The 16,325-nt window shown below is 74.0% G+C and carries 10 protein-coding genes; 8 read left to right on the top strand and 2 right to left on the bottom strand.

What is annotated here, in order from left to right:
- Nucleotides 1-179: 179 nt before the first annotated feature.
- Nucleotides 180-2,708 (bottom strand): anti-sigma factor antagonist, encoded by a 2,529-nt coding sequence (locus tag VK501_RS00890; protein ID WP_324333677.1) that lies wholly within the window; start codon nucleotides 2,706-2,708, stop codon nucleotides 180-182.
- A 174-nt stretch (nucleotides 2,709-2,882) separates the two neighbouring features.
- Here VK501_RS00890 and VK501_RS00885 point away from each other — a divergent pair, with 174 nt between their 5' ends.
- Both VK501_RS00885 and VK501_RS00880 read left to right on the top strand, forming a co-directional pair.
- Nucleotides 2,883-3,245: a hypothetical protein gene (locus tag VK501_RS00885; protein WP_324333675.1), complete on the top strand. Its 363-nt coding sequence runs from the start codon at nucleotides 2,883-2,885 to the stop codon at nucleotides 3,243-3,245.
- 68 nt (nucleotides 3,246-3,313) lie between these two features.
- Nucleotides 3,314-3,538: a hypothetical protein gene (locus VK501_RS00880; protein ID WP_324333673.1), complete on the top strand. Its 225-nt coding sequence runs from the start codon at nucleotides 3,314-3,316 to the stop codon at nucleotides 3,536-3,538.
- Nucleotides 3,539-3,551: 13 nt separating this feature from the next.
- Here VK501_RS00880 and glnA read toward each other — a convergent pair whose 3' ends face one another.
- On the bottom strand, nucleotides 3,552-5,006 hold the full coding sequence (gene glnA / locus VK501_RS00875; RefSeq protein ID WP_414641034.1) for a type I glutamate--ammonia ligase: 1,455 nt from the start codon (nucleotides 5,004-5,006) through the stop codon (nucleotides 3,552-3,554).
- A 222-nt stretch (nucleotides 5,007-5,228) separates the two neighbouring features.
- On the opposite strand from glnA, the gene VK501_RS00870 reads away from it, so the two are divergent.
- From VK501_RS00870 to VK501_RS00845, 6 genes are all read left to right on the top strand, one after another.
- Entirely contained in the window at nucleotides 5,229-5,834 is a 606-nt protein-coding gene (locus VK501_RS00870) for a helix-turn-helix domain-containing protein (RefSeq protein ID WP_324333725.1), read from the top strand.
- Nucleotides 5,835-5,836: 2 nt separating this feature from the next.
- Nucleotides 5,837-7,144: an MFS transporter gene (locus tag VK501_RS00865; protein WP_324333669.1), complete on the top strand. Its 1,308-nt coding sequence runs from the start codon at nucleotides 5,837-5,839 to the stop codon at nucleotides 7,142-7,144.
- Complete coding sequence (locus VK501_RS00860; RefSeq protein ID WP_324333667.1) at nucleotides 7,095-7,442, top strand: PfkB family carbohydrate kinase; 348 nt, start codon at nucleotides 7,095-7,097, stop codon at nucleotides 7,440-7,442. Before VK501_RS00865 ends, VK501_RS00860 begins: the two co-directional genes overlap by 50 nt.
- Before the next feature lie 328 nt (nucleotides 7,443-7,770).
- The gene (locus tag VK501_RS00855) at nucleotides 7,771-12,258 is read left to right on the top strand and encodes a PKD domain-containing protein (RefSeq protein ID WP_324333665.1); all 4,488 of its coding nucleotides are present in this window, start codon (nucleotides 7,771-7,773) and stop codon (nucleotides 12,256-12,258) included.
- Between the two features lie 62 nt (nucleotides 12,259-12,320).
- The gene (locus VK501_RS00850) at nucleotides 12,321-15,215 is read left to right on the top strand and encodes a helix-turn-helix transcriptional regulator (RefSeq protein WP_324333664.1); all 2,895 of its coding nucleotides are present in this window, start codon (nucleotides 12,321-12,323) and stop codon (nucleotides 15,213-15,215) included.
- Nucleotides 15,216-15,365: 150 nt separating this feature from the next.
- Nucleotides 15,366-15,923: a general stress protein gene (locus VK501_RS00845; RefSeq protein WP_324333662.1), complete on the top strand. Its 558-nt coding sequence runs from the start codon at nucleotides 15,366-15,368 to the stop codon at nucleotides 15,921-15,923.
- The last annotated feature ends 402 nt before the right edge of the window (nucleotides 15,924-16,325 follow it).

Genomic DNA, 16,325 nt, shown 5'->3' with positions numbered 1-16,325 from the left:
CCAGGACCACCGCAGAGGCGATGCGGCCGTGGGCCTCGAGCTTCCTGCGCGTCCGACGTGAGGGCTTTCCGAGCATTCGCAGAGTCTCGCGTACCGTCGTCCGGCGCACAGTGTCACGCCGGTCTCATCGTGAGGCCCCGCACGAGGCTCGCTTCGGGAAGCGAGCCTCGCCGCGGCGATCAGCGCCCGGTGACTTCGAGCTTGCGATCGAGCGCCGAGATGTGCAGCACCTCGGCGACCGGTGTGTCGTCGCGGCGCACGATGACCAGCCGGCGGCCCTCGCGGCGCGCGCGCTGGTGGGCGCCGAGGAGCTCGCCGACGCCGCTGGAGTCGATGAAGGTCACGCTGCGCAGGTCGACGACGACGGTCCCTCCGTCGCGCTCGGCGTCGGCCAGGCCCTCACGGAACTGCGGGGCCGTGCCGAGGTCGAGCTCTCCGCGGAACGCCAGCGCGACCTGCTCGTCGCTGCGGTCCACGTCGACCGCGAGACGGGAGGCGCCCGCCGCGACGGCGGCCGGCGAAGGCGGCGCGGCCTCCGGAGCCACGCGCGGCAGCCACTCCAGCCACGACGGCAGGTACCAGTTCCAGTCGCCCAGCAGCTTCATGCTGGCCGGCAGGAGCACCGCGCGCACGATCGTCGCGTCGATGAGGACGGCGACCGCCAGGCCCACGCCCATCTCCTTGAAGTCGATCGAGCTGAGCGTGGCGAAGATCGAGAACACGCCGACCATCACCGCCGCGGCGCTCGTCACGACGCCGGCCGTGGCGCGGATGCCGTGGGTGATCGCCTCCTCGGTGCTCATGCCGCGGTCATAGCCCTCCCGGACGCGGCTGAGGATGAACACGTGGTAGTCCATCGAGAGCCCGAACAGGATCACGAACAGGAATAGCGGCAGCCAGGACGTGATCCCGCCGATCGACTGGAACCCGAGTAGGGACTCGAAGTGGCCGTCCTGGAAGATCCACACCAACACGCCGTAGGAGGCGGCCACCGACAGCAGGTTCAAGACGATGGCCTTCGCGGGGATCACGATCGACCGGAACGTGAACAGCAGCAGCAGGAAGGCCAGCGAGAGCACGAACAGGAAGACCCAGGGCGCTCGCTCCTTCATCAGCTGGTTGAAGTCGTACGAGCCCGCGGTCAGACCGGTCACCGGTGCCTCGACGCCGGGCAGCCGCCCGACGGTGCGGGGGACGATGTCGTCGCGCAGCGTCTTCAGCGCGCGGTTGGACGTCTCGTCGGTCCCCTTGCCGGCCAGCGGCACGTTGACCGCGGCCACCCGCCCGTCCTGGCTGTTGACGATCGTGACGGGATCGCGCATCAGCCCCGTCCGCACGGCCTGGTTGCGCATCTCGCGGATGGCGGCCGTCACGGGGATCGACCGCACGTTCGCGGCCTTCACCGCCACGGTGGCGGCCAGCGGCTCCCCGGGGAAGGCCTGCTGGATGCGGTCGTAGGTCTGCATCACGGGCAGGTCGCGCGGCAGGCCCTGCACTCCCGAGTCCGCCGTGTGGAGGCGCAGCGTCGGCAGGGCGAGGACGATCAGCAGGCCACCGGCGGCCGCGACGGAGATCCATGGGTGGCGCAGCACCCGGGCGACCACGACGGCCCAGAACCCCGACTCGCCGCCCTGGCGGTGCACGCGCGAGAGGAAGGGCACGCGCCCGCGGTAGATCTTGTCGCCGAGCACGGAGAGGAGCGCGGGCAGCACGGTGAGCGAGCCGGCGACGGCGACCGCGACGACGAGGATCGTGCCGGTCGCGAACGACTGGAACGTCGCGTTGCCCGTGATGTACATGCCGGCCATGGCGATCATCACGGTGAACCCGGAGATCAGCACGGCGCGCCCGGAGGTCGCGGCGGCGATGTCGAGCGCGGCCTCCTTGCCGCGCCCAGCCGCCCGTTCGTCGCGCTCGCGGCGGATGTAGAACATCGAGTAGTCGACGCCGACGGCGAGGCCGACGAGCAGGATCACCGAGGAGATGGCCTCGTCGACCGGGAAGATCTGGCTGAGCGGCGCCAGCAGTCCGAGCGTGATCACGACGGCCGACAGACCGAGCAGCAGCGGCAGCATGGCGGCCACGAGCGCGCCGAAGGCCACGACCAGGATCACCAGCGTGATGGGGAGCGACAGGGTCTCGGCCTTGCGGAAGTCGTCCTCGAAGGCCTTGGTCAGCGCCTTGTCGGCGCTCGCGTCGCCGAACTCCTCGATCCGCAGCTGCGGGTGGCGCTGGTCGATCCGGGCGATGGCGTCGAGGATCGGGCCGACCCGGTCCTTGGCCTGCTCGGAGTCGCCGCGGATGTCGAACTGGACCAGCGCCGAGCGCTGGTCGCGCGAGATCTGGCCCTCGTTCTCGGGCGTCAGCGGCGACTTCACGTCAAGCACGGTCGGGAAGCGGCGCAGCTGCGCCACCACGTCGCGGACCGCCGCCCGGAACGCCGGATCCTGCGCCGTCAGCCCGCGCCTCTGGGCCTGGATGAGCACCTCCTCGCTGGCGCGGTCGCTGAAGCCTGCGTCGGCGAGGATCTGGTCGCCCTGACGTGACTGGCCGTTGCCGAGGTCTTCGTCGGCGATGTGCTTCGTGCCGGCAGCGTTGCCGATCAGCACGCTGGCGACCACGAGGGCGAGCCAGCCGAAGATCGCCACGCGCCGGTGCTCGGCACTCCATCTTGCTGCTCGCTGGGCGATGTTCGGACGAGCCGACATACACGCAGTCCTCGGCCGCCAGCGTACTCCTCCGACATCAGCGCTTGGGCGCCATTCCAAATCCTGATCGAGCCCCGCCGGGACCTCCGAGCGTTGCCCAGCGGGCGCGATGGTGAGACAGTCGGCAGGACGCGCCCGGCTGACCGGGCCGGGCCACGAGCTAAGGGAGTCGTCATGGCCGATCGTCTGCTGTTCATCTCCTGGGGCCAGACCGTCCGGGGGGCCGAAGAGCGGGGGCTCGAGGTGTTCAACGATGCGCTGGGCATCCTCGGCCGGATGCAGCAGGACGGCCGCATCGAGAAGTTCGACGCGGTGCTGCTGAGCCCGAACGGCGACCTCGGCGGCTACCTCGAGGTGCATGGGACCGCGCAGCAGATCGCCGCGGTCCGCGAGGACGAGGAGTTCCTCCGCAACATGCTGGACGCCGAGCTCTGCGTGGACCGGATCCGCCACATCGACGGGTACGCCAACGAGGGCGTCGCGCGCATGATGGGGCTCTACCAGGAGGCGATCTCGAAGGTGCCCCAGCGGGCGTGATGCACGGCCCCTAAGGCGCTCGGGCGGGGGCCACGTCCATCATCCGAACCGGTACAACCCGGTCGATCATGATCGACGACCCCCGCCGGCACATCGCCGCCATCGCCGGACGCACGGAATCCGAGTCGCAGCACCTGGTCGCGTTCATGCAGCGCACGTGCTGGCCGGGCGGCTCCCAGGACCGCCGGGACCCCACCGCGCTCGCGTGGGTCCGCCGCTGGCGCCCGGGCCGCGCCGGTGCCGAGATCCCGGTGTGCTCCTGCGCGCAGGGCCGTTGCGTCGTGTGCAACTGACGCGCCGGGCGGCTCACGCATCGAGGTAGAGCGCGAACTCGAACGGGTGCGGGCGCAGGTGCACCGCGTCGATCTCGTCGCGCTTGTGGGCGGCGTAGGCGTCGAGGAGGTCGGGCGTGAAGACGTCGCCGGCGAGCAGGAACCGGTGGTCGTCCTCCAGGGCGTCGAGCACGCGGTCCAGTGACGTCGGGACCTGCTGGATGCCCGCCCGCCGCTGCGGCGGGAGGTCGTAGAGGTTCTCGTCGACGGGCGGCGGCGGCTCGATGCCGCGCTGCACGCCGTCCAGGCCGGCCAGCAGGAGCGCCGCGAACGCGAGGTAGGGGTTCGCGCTCGGATCCGGCGAGCGGAACTCGACGCGCTTGGCCCTCGGCGAGCTGAAGTACACGGGCACGCGCACGGCGGCGGAGCGGTTGCGCTGCGAGTAGAGCAGGCTGACGGGCGCCTCGTAGCCCGGCACCAGGCGCTTGTAGGAGTTCGTGGTGGGCGCGCAGAACGCCAGCAGCGCGGGCGCGTGGGCGAGGAGGCCGCCGACGTAGTGGCGCGCGCTCTCCGACAGCAGCCCGTAGCCGTCGGGGTCGTGCATGATCGTCTCGCCGTCCTTCCACAGCGACATGTGGGTGTGCATGCCCGAGCCGTTCTCCTCGAAGATCGGCTTGGGCATGAAGGTCGCGACCTTCCCGGCCTGCCGCGCGACGTTGCGCGCAACGTACTTGTACAACTGCATGCTGTCGGCCATGTGCAGCAGCGGCTGGAAGCGGAGGTCGATCTCGGCCTGCCCGGGGCCGCCGACCTCGTGATGGTGGACCTCGACCTCGACGCCCAGCCGCTCCAGCGTCAGCGCCATACGGCCGCGCAGATCCGACAGCGTGTCGAGCGGCGCCGCCGGGAAGTAGCCCTGCTGGGAGCGGTTGCGATAGCCGAGGTTGGCGGCGGCGCCGCTGCCGTTGCGTCCGAATCCGAGCCCGGCGTTCCAGAAGCCCTCGGGGGAGTCGACCTCGTAGAACCCGCGGTTGGCCTCCTGGCCGTAGGCGACGTGATCGAAGATGTAGAACTCGGCCTCGGGGCCGAAGAACGCGGTGTCGGCGATGCCGGTCGACTTCAGGTACGCCTCGGCCTTGCGCGCCACGTGGCGCGGGTCGCGGCTGTAGGCGTCGCCGGTGATCGGGTCGCGTACGTCGCAGATCAGCGACAGCGTCGGGAACTCGTGGAACGGGTCCAGGCAGGCGGTCGACCGGTCGGGGACGAGCAGCATGTCGGACTCGTTGATCTCCTGGAAGCCCCGGATCGACGAGCCGTCGAACCCGGCGCCGTGCTCGAGCAGGCCTTCGTCGAGCTCGCGGGCCGCGACCGCGAAGTGCTGCCACGTGCCGAGCAGGTCCGTGAACTTGAGGTCGACGAGGTGCACACCTCGCTCGCGCGCGAAGGCGACCACCTCCGCCGTGCTCGGGGCCGCGTCGGTCTGCGGCATCGCGAGGTTGGGTCCCAACGGCGACGCGGGCTGGTCGTGGACCACCGACATCGGGGCTCCTTCGGCAAGGTGCAGGAGGGCCAACCGTACGCCGCCCGTCCGGCGGCGAGCATTGGCCCGCCGGTCCAAACCCCAGGGCCGGTCAGTCCATCCGGGCGGGCGGGCTCGGGTTCCTGAAGCGCTGGCTTGACATCCTCGGGTGCGCCTGCCTAACCTGAAGCCATCACTTCAGACCGATCCGATCTCCCGCCGCGCAGGGTCGTCGGCACCGAGGCGCTCGCGGCCCTCGCCGTCCCGGCCCGCTTCGCGATCCTCGACCATCTCCTCTCCGCGGGTCCGCGGACGGCGAGCCAGTGCGCGTCCGTGGTGGGGGAGAGCGCGTCGAACTGCTCGTGGCACCTGCGGGCACTGGCGAAGGTCGGACTGGTCGAGCCGGCGGAGGGCGCGGCCGCAGACGGGCGGACGCGGCCGTGGCAGGCGACGGCCGCCGGCTTTGACTTCTCCGGCGACGCCGGCCCGGCCGCGCGGCTCGCTCGCACGGCGGTCGAGGGCGTGTCGGCCCAGCACGCCAACGACGCCTTCCACCGCTACCTGGCCCGCCGGGATCCGCTCCCCGATGCGTGGACCGACGTCTCGGGCGCGCACGAGTACGCGCTCGACGTCACCCCGGACGAGCTGCGCGCCCTGATCGACCAGCTCGACGCGCTGATCCGCCCGTACGTGCGGCCGATCCGCAAGCGCTCGCCGGAGGGCGGCGAGATCGTCCACGTGACCTTGCGCGCGTTCCCCGACCCCGGCGTCCGCGGCGACCACGGCGACGCGGCCTGACCGTGCGCAGGGTCCTGCGCCGCCCGGGCGTCGCCGCCCTCGGGACCGCCGGCCTGCTGTCGGAGGTCGGCGACTGGATGCTGTTCATCGCGCTGCCGTTGTACGTGCTGAAGCTCACCGGTTCGCCGCTGCTCACCGCCACGGTCTTCGCGATCGAGCTCGTGCCGACCGTCGTGGTCGGGCCGCTGGCCGGCGTCGTGGTCGACCGGCTGCGGCGGTGGCGGCTGATGACCGCGGTCGCTGCGTTGCAGGCGCTGTGCCTGCTGCCGCTGCTCGCGGTCGACTCGGCCGCGGACCTGTGGCTCGTGTACGTCGTGGTGGTCGTCGAATCGGTGCTCGGCACCGTCGTCGAGCCGTGTCGCGCGGTCACGGCCGCGACGCTCGTGCCGGCGGCGGACCGGATGGCCATCAACCAGCTGATGGCGATCTTCTCCAGCGTCGCCCGGCTGCTCGGCGGGCCGATCGGTGGGCTGGTCCTCGGGGTGGGCGGGATCGATGCCGTGCTGCTGACCGACGCGGCGACCTTCGCCGCGGCCGCGGCGCTGTTCGCCGTGGGCGGACGCGGGCACACAGCCCGACCACGCCGAGACGCCGCCGCGCCCGGGCCGCGGGCTCGTGCACGCCTGGGCGACGAGTGGCGCGACGGCCTCCGCGTCGTTGCGCGCAGTCCGGTTCTGCGCCGCACGATAGGCGTCTTCGCCTGCGCGGGCCTCGCCCAGGGCGCGTTCGTGGTGCTCTTCGTGCTGTTCGTCGTGCGCGACCTCGGCGGGAGCGAGAGCGACGTGGGCATCCTCCGCGGCGTCCAGGCGGTCGGGGCGCTGGCCGGAGGCGCGCTGCTCGGCCTCGCCGCCCGGCGCCTGGAGCCCGCACGCCTCGTGGCCGTCTCGCTCGCCGCCTTCGGCGTGCTGTCGCTGATCACGTGGAACGCACCGCCGGTGACAACCGCCTTCGCGCTCTACGTCGGGCTCTTCGTCGCCGCCGGCGTGCCGGGCCTGGCCGCGATGACCGGGCTGCTGACGCTCGTGCAGAGCCAGTGCGCCGATGCCGTCCGCGGTCGGGTCATGAGCACGTTCTTCGCGGTCTTCGGCGGGGTCCAGGCTCTGGGGATGCTGCTCGCCGGCCTCGTCGGGACCGGGGCCGGACTCACCGTCGCCCTCCAGATCCAGGGCGCCCTCTACATCGCGGCGGCCGCCCTGGCCGCGCGCGGCGCGAGTCGATCCGGCCTCCGCGGCGCCGCTGCGCGCGGCGGGCGCGGAGCGCGTGCTTGGGTGGATCGGCGGCGTCGATGCGCTGCTGCCCAACGCGGATGAGGCGGCGGCGCTGACGGGCGAGGACGAGCCGGAGCGGGCGGCACGGGCGCTGGTGGCGCTGGCTGGTGCTCGTGAGGTCGCGGTGACGCTGGGCGTCACCGGTGCGGTATCGACCGACGGCGCAGCGATCGTGCGCGTTCTGTCGCCCGCCGCCGGCGGGGGCCGCGGCCGTGCCGGAGGCGTTGGAAGCCGCGTGCGCGACCGGTGCAGTGGCGGTGCCGGTGGCGGGGGCGGGGGAGCCGTGATGGCGCGCCGCTCCGGCGGCGTCGGGGTGCGGCACGTGGTCTGGGATCACTGATGAGAGCGAGCGGGAGCGGTGGCCGCCGCGCCGCGGGTCGTCCGTGGGCGGGGGCGCGGGGCGAGCGGCACCTGCACGTTAAATGTCAACGTCGATGTGCCGCTCTCGCTCGGCAGGAACGGGACCGGCGCGTCGCAGCGGCGACCGCTCCGGCGGTCCCGGCCAGGCCGGGCGGCTCCTGCTCGGCGGCCTCGGGGCTCGTCCACGTGATCTCCCGGAGGTGGCTGTCGAGGTCGCGCCCGCGGACACCCTCCGAGCCCTCGGTTCAGGGAGCGGTTCAGGGATGGAGCGGTTGTGCCGGGTCGCGCCGATGCCGACGATCGACCCAATGGCCTCGATTTCGTCCCGGCGCGCCCGCGCTGCAGTCCTGCACGCCCTGCTCACCCTCGTGGCCGGCGTGCTGCTCGCGACCGCGCCGGCCGCGAGCGCGGGGGTCTTCGACCGCGACACGACGTTCGGCACCAGCGGCCTGATCGCGAGCGCCGACGACCACGGGAGCCGGTGGAAGGTGCTGTCGGTGCTGCCCGACGGGCGCTTCCTGGCGGCCGGCCAGACCACGGGCGACCGCGCCGCGGTCGCGCGCTTCACGGCCGCCGGCCAGCTCGACCAGACCTTCGCGGCCGACGCCGCCGTTCCGGGGGTCGCGATCGTCCCCGGGCAGGCCGACGGCTCCGTGCCCGCCGGGCTGGTCGTGCTCGCCGACGGGCGCATCGTGCTCGGCGCGACGACGCGCGCGACGCCCTACGGGATCGCCTCGCTGCTCATCGCCCGCCTGACGGCCGACGGCCACCTCGACCCCGGCTTCGGCACGGGCGGCGTCTACACCACCCGCTTCGGCGGCCAGGGGACGCAGATGGGCGGGATCGCGGCCGGCCCGGGCGGGACCATCGTCGCGGTGGGCCGCGCGCCTGGCACCGTGGACTTCGGCGTCGTCCTGCGGGTCACCGCCGCCGGCGAGCCCGACGAGACCTACGGCGAGCGCGGCTCGACGGCCACGACGTTCGCCGGAGCCGGCACGGGCTTCAACAGCGTCAAGGTCGACGGCGCCGGCCGCATCTACGTGGCCGGCGGTGTGTTCGCCGGCCCGCTGCGCCAGCGCGTGCTCGTCGCCCGCTTCACCGCCGCCGGCCAGCTCGATGCCGGCTACGGCGTCAGCGGCGCGGGCTACACGGCGACCGACGTCGCCGGACCCGATCCCGCGATCACCGACGCCGAGGGCCGCCGCATGCACCTCGGCGACGACGGACGCGTGCTCGTCGCCGCGACGACCCGGAGCACGACCGGCCCGACGACCCACCTCGTGGCCCTGGTCCGGCTGACGGCCACGGGCGCGCTGGACACCACCTTCTCGCCCTCGGGCACGCCGGCCGGGACCCGGACGCAGGACATCAGCCCCTCGCACGTCACCGACCTCAACGACCTGGTGATGCAGCCCGACGGCGGGTTCGTGATCGCGGGCCGGATGGACGTCGGCTTCACGACCCAGATGGCGCTCGCGGGCTACCACGCCGACGGCAGCGCCGACACGAGCCTCAACCCGGGCAACGCGACCGGCGCGAACGCCGCCAACCTCGCAGTGGGCGACGTCGGCAGCGACCAGGCCGGCGCGGTCGCGCTGACCGCCGGCGGCAACCTGCTCGTGGCCGGAACGATCGTCTCGACCACCCCGGCCCGCGGCGCGATCCTGCGCCTGGGCGGAGACGCCAGCGCGCCGCACGGCGCGATCTCGGCCAGCTGGCCGCAGGCCGTCCCGGGGCGCGTGATCCGCCCGGGGCAGACCGTGACGTTCGACGCGAGCGCCTCCAACGACGCCGACGGCCACATCGTCAGCTACGACTGGGACCTCGACGGCGACGGGACCACCGACCACACCGGCCCGACCGCCACCAAGACCTACACCCAGGCCGGCTACGTCGGCGTCCTGCTGCGCGTCACCGACGAGGACGGGCTCGTCGGGACCAGCGGCGCGACGCTGCAGGTCCAGGCCGACCTGCCGCCGGTGGCGAGCTTCACCAACCCGGGCACGCCGCCGGTGGCCGGCAAGGCGTTCACCGTCGGTGCCGCCGCCGTCGATCCCGACGGCAGCGTCGTCAAGTACGAATGGGACCTCGACGGCAACGGCTCCTACGAGACCGGCACGGGATCGACCGCGCACGCGACGGCGACCTTCGGCCACGACGGGCCGGCGAAGATCGGCGTGCGCGTCACCGACGACGAGGGCTCCACCGGCGTCGAGCAGGAGACGCTGACCGTCGCCCAGGCGCCGTGCATCCAGAACCCCGTCATCAAGATCGGTCGCGCCCGCATCGTCACCCAGGGCACGTCGCAGGCCGGCGCCGGCTGCTTCCACGGAGTCACCACCCAGGGCGGCGGCTACCGGATCACCGAGTACACGACCGACGGGCACTTCCGCGTCAACGGCATCTACGTCGACACGGTCGGGACGTCCAAGGCCGTCCTGACGTGGAAGCGCAAGCTCACGTCCAAGAGCGGGCCCAAGGGCACCATCTACACCGAGGGCGAGACCACCGTCGCGCAGCTGATCGCCCCGAAGGTCCACGTCGAGGCCACCTCGAAGGGCGGCGTCGACCTCGCGTTCCACGACGGCGCGATCTCGTGGGGCCTCTCGGGCAACCTGATCTGGGGCTTCCACGCCGACGCCGACGCCGGCATCGCCGGCCTGCCGCTGAAGATCGTCGGCCAGCCCGAGATGCAGACCGACGGCAGCTCGACGCTCGACATCCTGCCCGGCACCCCGCCCGAGCTGCTGGGCAAGACGCCGAGCAAGCCCCAGCACCTGACGTTCGGCCCGACCGCGTCGGCCGCCGCGGCGGGCGCGTTCAGCTTCGACGTGGACAAGATCCCGCTCGGCGTCATCACGCTGGGCCCGGTCCACATCAGCTTCGACGGCGCGGGCACCTGGAACATCCAGGCCGAGGCCGAGATCCCGTACCCGATCCCGACCAAGGTCAAGGGCAAGCTCGTCATCGTCGCGGGCAAGGTCAAGAGCCTCGACCTCGAGCTGCAGGGCGCGCTGCCCACGCCGACGCCGATCATCATCACGTCGCTCGGCCTGCACCTCGACTTCGGTCCGAAGGTGGCGGCCAACCCCGACTGCATCAAGACCGTGGGCCTCGTCGAGACGACGCCGTACGACACCTACAAGGCGCTCGACTACTACCTCCCGCAGCTCCGGCCGCTCGTGCTGAGCCATCCCGAGCTCGACTGGGGCGGCCTGTTCCACAAGACCTTCCTGAACTACCCCGTGCCGAAGTTCGCGTTGTGCGGGCACATCGGGCTCAGCGTCGCCGAGCTGCTGGACGGCGACGTGAAGTTCGGCTTCGCGCGCTACGCCGACCCGTACCCCAACCTGTTCTTCTTCCAGGGCAAGGTCACGGTGGCCAAGCTGCTGGAGGCCACCGTCGCCGCGGAGTTCACCACCGAGGGCTATGTGCACCTCAGCGCGGCGGTCGAGGGCGGCTATCCGAAGGGCAACAGCCCGTGGGTGAAATGGTCGCTCGGCTTCGACTTCGAGTACTTCAAGAAGCAGTTCAACGCGCAGGCCCACGCGATGATCACCGTCGTGCCGCTGGACTTCACCACCGGCGCGAACCTCCTGGTCTCCAGCAAGGGCATCGCCGCGTGCCTGTACTTCAAGACCTTTTTGGGCACGTGGCGGCCGGGGGCGGGCGCCAAGTGGGGCCACGGACCCACGTTGTACTTCTTCGGCTGCGACGTGGCCGACTACAAGGTCGTCATCAAGCACGCCCTGTCGGGCGACGTCGTGATCGGCGACGTGACGCCCGTCGCCCACGCGGCCCGCTCGGGCGGCCTGCCGGTGGTCGACCGCGTCCCCGACAGCGGGCACGGCAACGACGCCGGGCTCATGAAGCTGGCGGGGACCAAGCCGTCGGCGGCCGCCCTGCGCAGCGTCAGGGCGCACGCCGCCCAGGCCGCGCCCGACGCGATCACCGTCCCGGCCGGCCTGCCGGGCACGGTCATGGGCTTCGTCGGCGCCGGCGCGCCGCCCCACGTCATCCTCCACGGTCCCAAGGGCGAGACCCTCGACACCGGCTCGGGCAACGCGGCCGTCGAGGGGACCGGGTTCGCCGCGCTGAAGAACGCGGCCACGTCCGTCACCGAAGTGGTCATCGCGCATCCGTCCGGCGGCCGCTGGACGGTCGAGCTCGCCGCCGACTCGTCGCGTCTGGTGCAGGCGATCCAGGCGGGCGGCACGAGGGCGCCGAAGGTGACCGGCCGCGTCGAGGGCTCCGGCCAGGACCGCCGGCTGCGCTACGCGGTCAGCGGCCTCCCGGCCGGGTCGAAGATCGCGTTCGTCGAGTCCGGGCGGGGCGGCGGCGGGAACATCGGCGCCGTCGACGCGAGCGGATCGGGCACGCTGCCCTTCCACCCGGCCGCCGGCGCACCCGGCAAGCGCGAGATCCAGGCGATCATCACCGCCCCCGACGGCTACCTGAGCGCTCGCATGGTGCTCGGCAGCTACACCGCTCCGCGCCCGCCGCGCCCGGCGCGGGCGACGAAGCTGACCGTCAAGCGCTCGGGCTCGCGGCTGACGCTGCGCTGGCGCGGCGGCCGGTTCGCGGCGCGCCAGCAGGTCGACATCCACAGCAGCACCGGGCTGGAGATCACCCGGATCGTTCGTGGATCGACCACCTGGTTCCCGCTGCCCGCGGCGGGGACCAAGTTGGTGATCAAGATCACGGGCACGTCCACCGCGCAGGTGGTCGGGACGACCGCGCGGTTCAACCGGACGGTGCCGCGGGCCAAGAAGGTCGTCAAGAAGAAGAGCCGGTGAGGCGGCGCTAGAGGCCAGGACGGTCCCATGGCGGGCGGGCGCGCGTATAGTCGCGCGCCACCGTGCCGCTCGCGCCCTCAGGTCTCGACGCGCCCCAGCTCGTCGGCCGCCGGCACGAGCTGGCGACGCTGGGCGCGGTGCTCGACGGCGCGTTCACGTCGCGGGGCCCGACGGCGGTCGAGCTGGTGGGGGAGCCCGGCATCGGCAAGACGACGCTCCTCGCGCGCCTGGCGCAGACCGCGGGCGCGCGCGGCGCCCTCGTGCTGGAGGCGCGCTGCTCGGAGTTCGAGCGCGACGTCCCGTTCGGGCTCTTCGTCGCGGCGCTGGACCCCTATCTGGAGCGCACCGGCGACGTGTCGTCCCTGGACGCCGAGCACCGCGCGTGGCTGGCGACGATCCTCCCGTCGGTTGAGCGGCACGCGGTCGCGGTCGCGGCGGGACCGGAGCGTCACCGGCTGCACCGCGCGTTCGGCGCGCTGCTGGAGCACATCGCCGCGCGGCGCGGGCTCGTGCTCGCCTTCGACGACGTGCACTGGGCCGATCCGGCCTCCGCCGCGCTGCTGGCCTCGCTCGTGCGGCGCCGGCCGGCGGCCCGCATGCTGCTGGCCGTCGCCTATCGGCCGCACCAGGTCGGGTCGGCGCTGGGCCCGCCGTTCCTGGAGGCCGCCGGCGAGGGGCTGACGAAGCGGATCGCGCTGGCGCCCCTCGCCGACGGCGAGGCCGAGCAGCTCGTGCCCCCGACGCTGCCCGAGGCGACGCGCCGCTGGATCCGGACCGAGAGCGGAGGCAACCCGTTCCATCTGCGCGAGCTGACGCGCGCGGCGGTGCCGGGCGCCGCGGTCTCCTCCGCGCACGCCGAGGCGCCGCGCGGCGACGTGCCGCTCGCCGTCCGCGAGGCGCTCGTCGGCGAGACCCGGCCGCTGACGGCGACCTCGCGGCGGCTGCTCGAGGCGGCGGCCGTGGCGGGCGATCCGTTCGACGTCGGGTTCGCCGGTGAGCTGGCCGAGCTGCCGGCGCCCGCGGCCCACGCGGCGCTCGACGAGCTGCTGTCGGCCGACCTCGTGCGCCGCACGGAGGCGCCACAGGCGTTCCGGTTCCGCCACCCGCTGGTCCGGCGCACCGTGTACGAGACGACCAGCGCGGGGCGGCAGCTGAGCGCCCACGCGCGCGCCGCCGCGCTGTTGACCGCCGGGGGCGCGGTGCCCGCCGCGCTCGCGCACCACGTCGAGCAGTCCGCGCGACCGGGCGACGGCGCGGCCGTCGACCTCCTCGTGCGCGCCGGGGCCGAGGTCCTCGGCAGCGCTCCGCAGACCGCCGCGCGCTGGCTGACCGCGGCGCGCCGGCTGCTCGGCCAGTCCGCCGATCCCGAAGGCCGCCGGCCCGCCGTCCTGTCCGCGCTGGCCGGCGCCCTGGCCGCCGCCGGGCGCTTCGCCGACAGCCGGGCGGTGCTGCTCGAGGTCCAGGCGTCGCTGCCGGCCTCCGAGGCCGCCGCCCGCCTCGCGATCACGGTGCAGTGCGCGGCGCTGGACCGCATCCTCGGCGACCACGACGGCGCGCGCGCCCGGCTGGTGATCGCCCTGGACGACCCCGCGGCGCGCGACGGCGTCATGCTGCGGCTGGAGCTGACCGCGCACGCGTCGCTGCGGTCCGACTTCCCGGCCATGCGCCTGCACGCCGTCGAGGCGCTGGAGGACGCGACGGCGCTCGGCGACACGGTCCTGTGCGCGGCCGCGACGGCCGCGCTGGCCATGGCGGACTACTCGGTCGGCGCGTTCGCGGCGGCCGGCGACTCCTGCGGGCGTGCCGCCGAGCTCGTCGCCCGCGTGGACGACGCCGCGCTGCGCGGCCGCCTGGAGATGCTGCTCTACCTCGGGTGGGCGGAGTACTTCCTGGGGTCCTGCGACGCGGCGCTCGAGCACTTCACCCGCGGGACCGAGGTGGCGCGCGCGGCGGGCAGCGCGATCCTGCTCATCGAGCTGATGGTCGGCGAGGCCCTCGCGCTCGGCGCGCGCGGGCGGCTCGCGGAGGCGCTCGACGTCGCCGACGGCGCCGTCGAGGACGCCCGCCTGCTGGGCAGCCCGCAGACGCTGGTCTGGGCGCTGTTCGCCCAGACGACCGTCCTCGAAGCGGCCGGCGACCCCGCCGCCGCGGTCCGGGCGGGGGATGAGGCGGCCGCGGCCGCGGCGGCGCTCGAGCCGTCGTCGATCGTCGCGGGGGTCGGCTCGGCCCTGGCCTCCGCGCTCGTGGCGACCGGTGAGGGGACCCGAGCGGTGGCGGTGCTCCTGGAGCTCCAGGGCGGACCCGAGCTGCCGCGGTTCTTCCCCGGCCAGCGCGCCGCCTGCTACGAGCTGCTGACGCGCGCGGAGCTGCTGCGCGGACGGCAGGACGCGGCGGCCGCGTGGGCCGGACGCGCCCGGGCCGCCGCCGGCGACCTCCCGCTCGCGCACGCCATGGCGGACCGCGCCGAGGCCGAGGTCCTGCACGCGAGCGGCGAGCCCGCGCGGGCGGCCGTCCTCGCGCTCGCCGCCGCGGACGCCACCGAGACGCTGGGCCTGCCCGTCGAGACCGCGCGCTCCCGGATCCTGGCCGGCCGCGCGCTGGCGGCGGCCGGCGATCGTGACGGCGGCGCGACGCAGCTCCGCGAGGCCGAGGCGCTGCTGCAGGCCTGCGGGTCCGAGCACCTGCGCGGCGAGGCGGTGCGCGAGCTGCGGCGCATCGGGCGGCGGGTGAACCGCGCGGGCCGGCGAGGGCGGCCGGACGCCCGCGGCGCCGCGGCGCTCACCGGCCGCGAGCTGGAGGTCGCGCGGCTCGTCGCCGCCGGCCGCACCAACCGCGCCGTCGCGGCGGCGCTCTTCCTCAGCGAGAAGACGGTGGAGAGCCATCTCGCCAACGCGTTCGTCAAGCTCGGGGTGCGCTCGCGCCGTGCGGTCGCCGCGGCGCTGGGCGACGCCCGCTGAGCACCGCCGCGCGCCGGGTTTGTCGGCCCGCTCTGCGGCCTGCCTCGCAGGGCGTCATGCCCGGGCGAGCGGCGCACGCGGATTGACGGCGTGCCTCCGCGCCCTACCTCCGATGGGGAGTCCGCCCTCGAGTACCAGGAGGCATGCATGATGAGCAGCCAGACCCCCGGCGACCGCGGCCCCGTCCGCGCGCGCCGCACCGTCGCCAGCTACGACAACTACGCCGACGCCGAACGGGCCGTCGACTACCTCGCCGACCAGAAGTTCCCGGTCGAGCGCGTCTCGATCGTGGGCCGCGACCTCAAGCTCGTCGAGCAGGTGATCGGCAGGATGACCCTGGGCCGCGCGGTGCTCAACGGCGCGCTGTCGGGTGCGCTGGCGGGCCTGCTGATCGGCTGGCTGTTCACCGTGTTCGACTGGACCGACCCCGTGGTCGCCCGCGGCTGGCTGATCCTCGACGGCTTCTGGTTCGGCGCGCTGGTCGGTGCGCTGTTCGGCCTGATCGCGCACCTGCTCACCGGTGGCCGCCGCGACTTCGCGTCGATCGGCGCGCTGCAGGCCGACCACTACGACCTGCTCGCCGACGAGGAGGTCGCCGACGAGGCCGAGCGCCTGATCGCCGGGCTCCCCGCGGCGCCGGCCCGCGACGAGACACGCTTCTCCCGCGGCTCCCGGACGCCCCCTGGCCGGCGCGTCGGGTCGGCCTAAGCCTCCGACCATGGCCACCATCGCCGTCCGCGCCACCACCCTGCCGAGATGGGTTGTTCCACGGCTGGTGATGGGCTGGCGCCGGCGTCGGTGACGTTCCGCTCGGCGCGTGCATCGCGGTGCGACGCGTGGTCTGTCGGCGACGACGGCGGGTGGGCCGCGGGCGTTGGTCGGTCTCGCCCAGGCGCCGTGTGGGCCGCCGGCGCTGGGGGGCGGGGGGTGGGCCTGTTTGGCGCGGCGGGGCCGCGGTGTTCGGGCCCACCTGGGCGTCGATGGTGCCGCGGGGCGGGGTGGGCCTGTTTGGCGCGGTGGGGCCGCGGTGTTCGGGCCCACCCGGGGCGTCGATGGTGCCGCGGGGTGGGGTGGGCCTGTTGGCGCGGTGGGGCCGCGGTGAGTGGCACA

It is taken from the genome of Baekduia sp. (assembly GCF_035318805.1).
GTDB lineage: Bacteria > Actinomycetota > Thermoleophilia > Solirubrobacterales > Solirubrobacteraceae > Baekduia.
This window is presented reverse-complemented; position numbering and strand designations above follow the sequence as displayed.

Excerpts from the sequence above, each read along its gene's own strand:
- VK501_RS00890 (WP_324333677.1), bottom strand. The coding sequence starts at position 2,708 with ATGTCGGCTCGTCCGAACATCGCCCAGCGAGCAGCAAGATGGAGTGCC.
- VK501_RS00885 (WP_324333675.1), top strand. The coding sequence starts at position 2,883 with ATGGCCGATCGTCTGCTGTTCATCTCCTGGGGCCAGACCGTCCGGGGG.
- VK501_RS00880 (WP_324333673.1), top strand. The coding sequence starts at position 3,314 with ATGATCGACGACCCCCGCCGGCACATCGCCGCCATCGCCGGACGCACG.
- glnA (WP_414641034.1), bottom strand. The coding sequence starts at position 5,006 with ATGCCGCAGACCGACGCGGCCCCGAGCACGGCGGAGGTGGTCGCCTTC.
- VK501_RS00855 (WP_324333665.1), top strand. The coding sequence starts at position 7,771 with ATGGCCTCGATTTCGTCCCGGCGCGCCCGCGCTGCAGTCCTGCACGCC.
- VK501_RS00845 (WP_324333662.1), top strand. The coding sequence starts at position 15,366 with ATGAGCAGCCAGACCCCCGGCGACCGCGGCCCCGTCCGCGCGCGCCGC.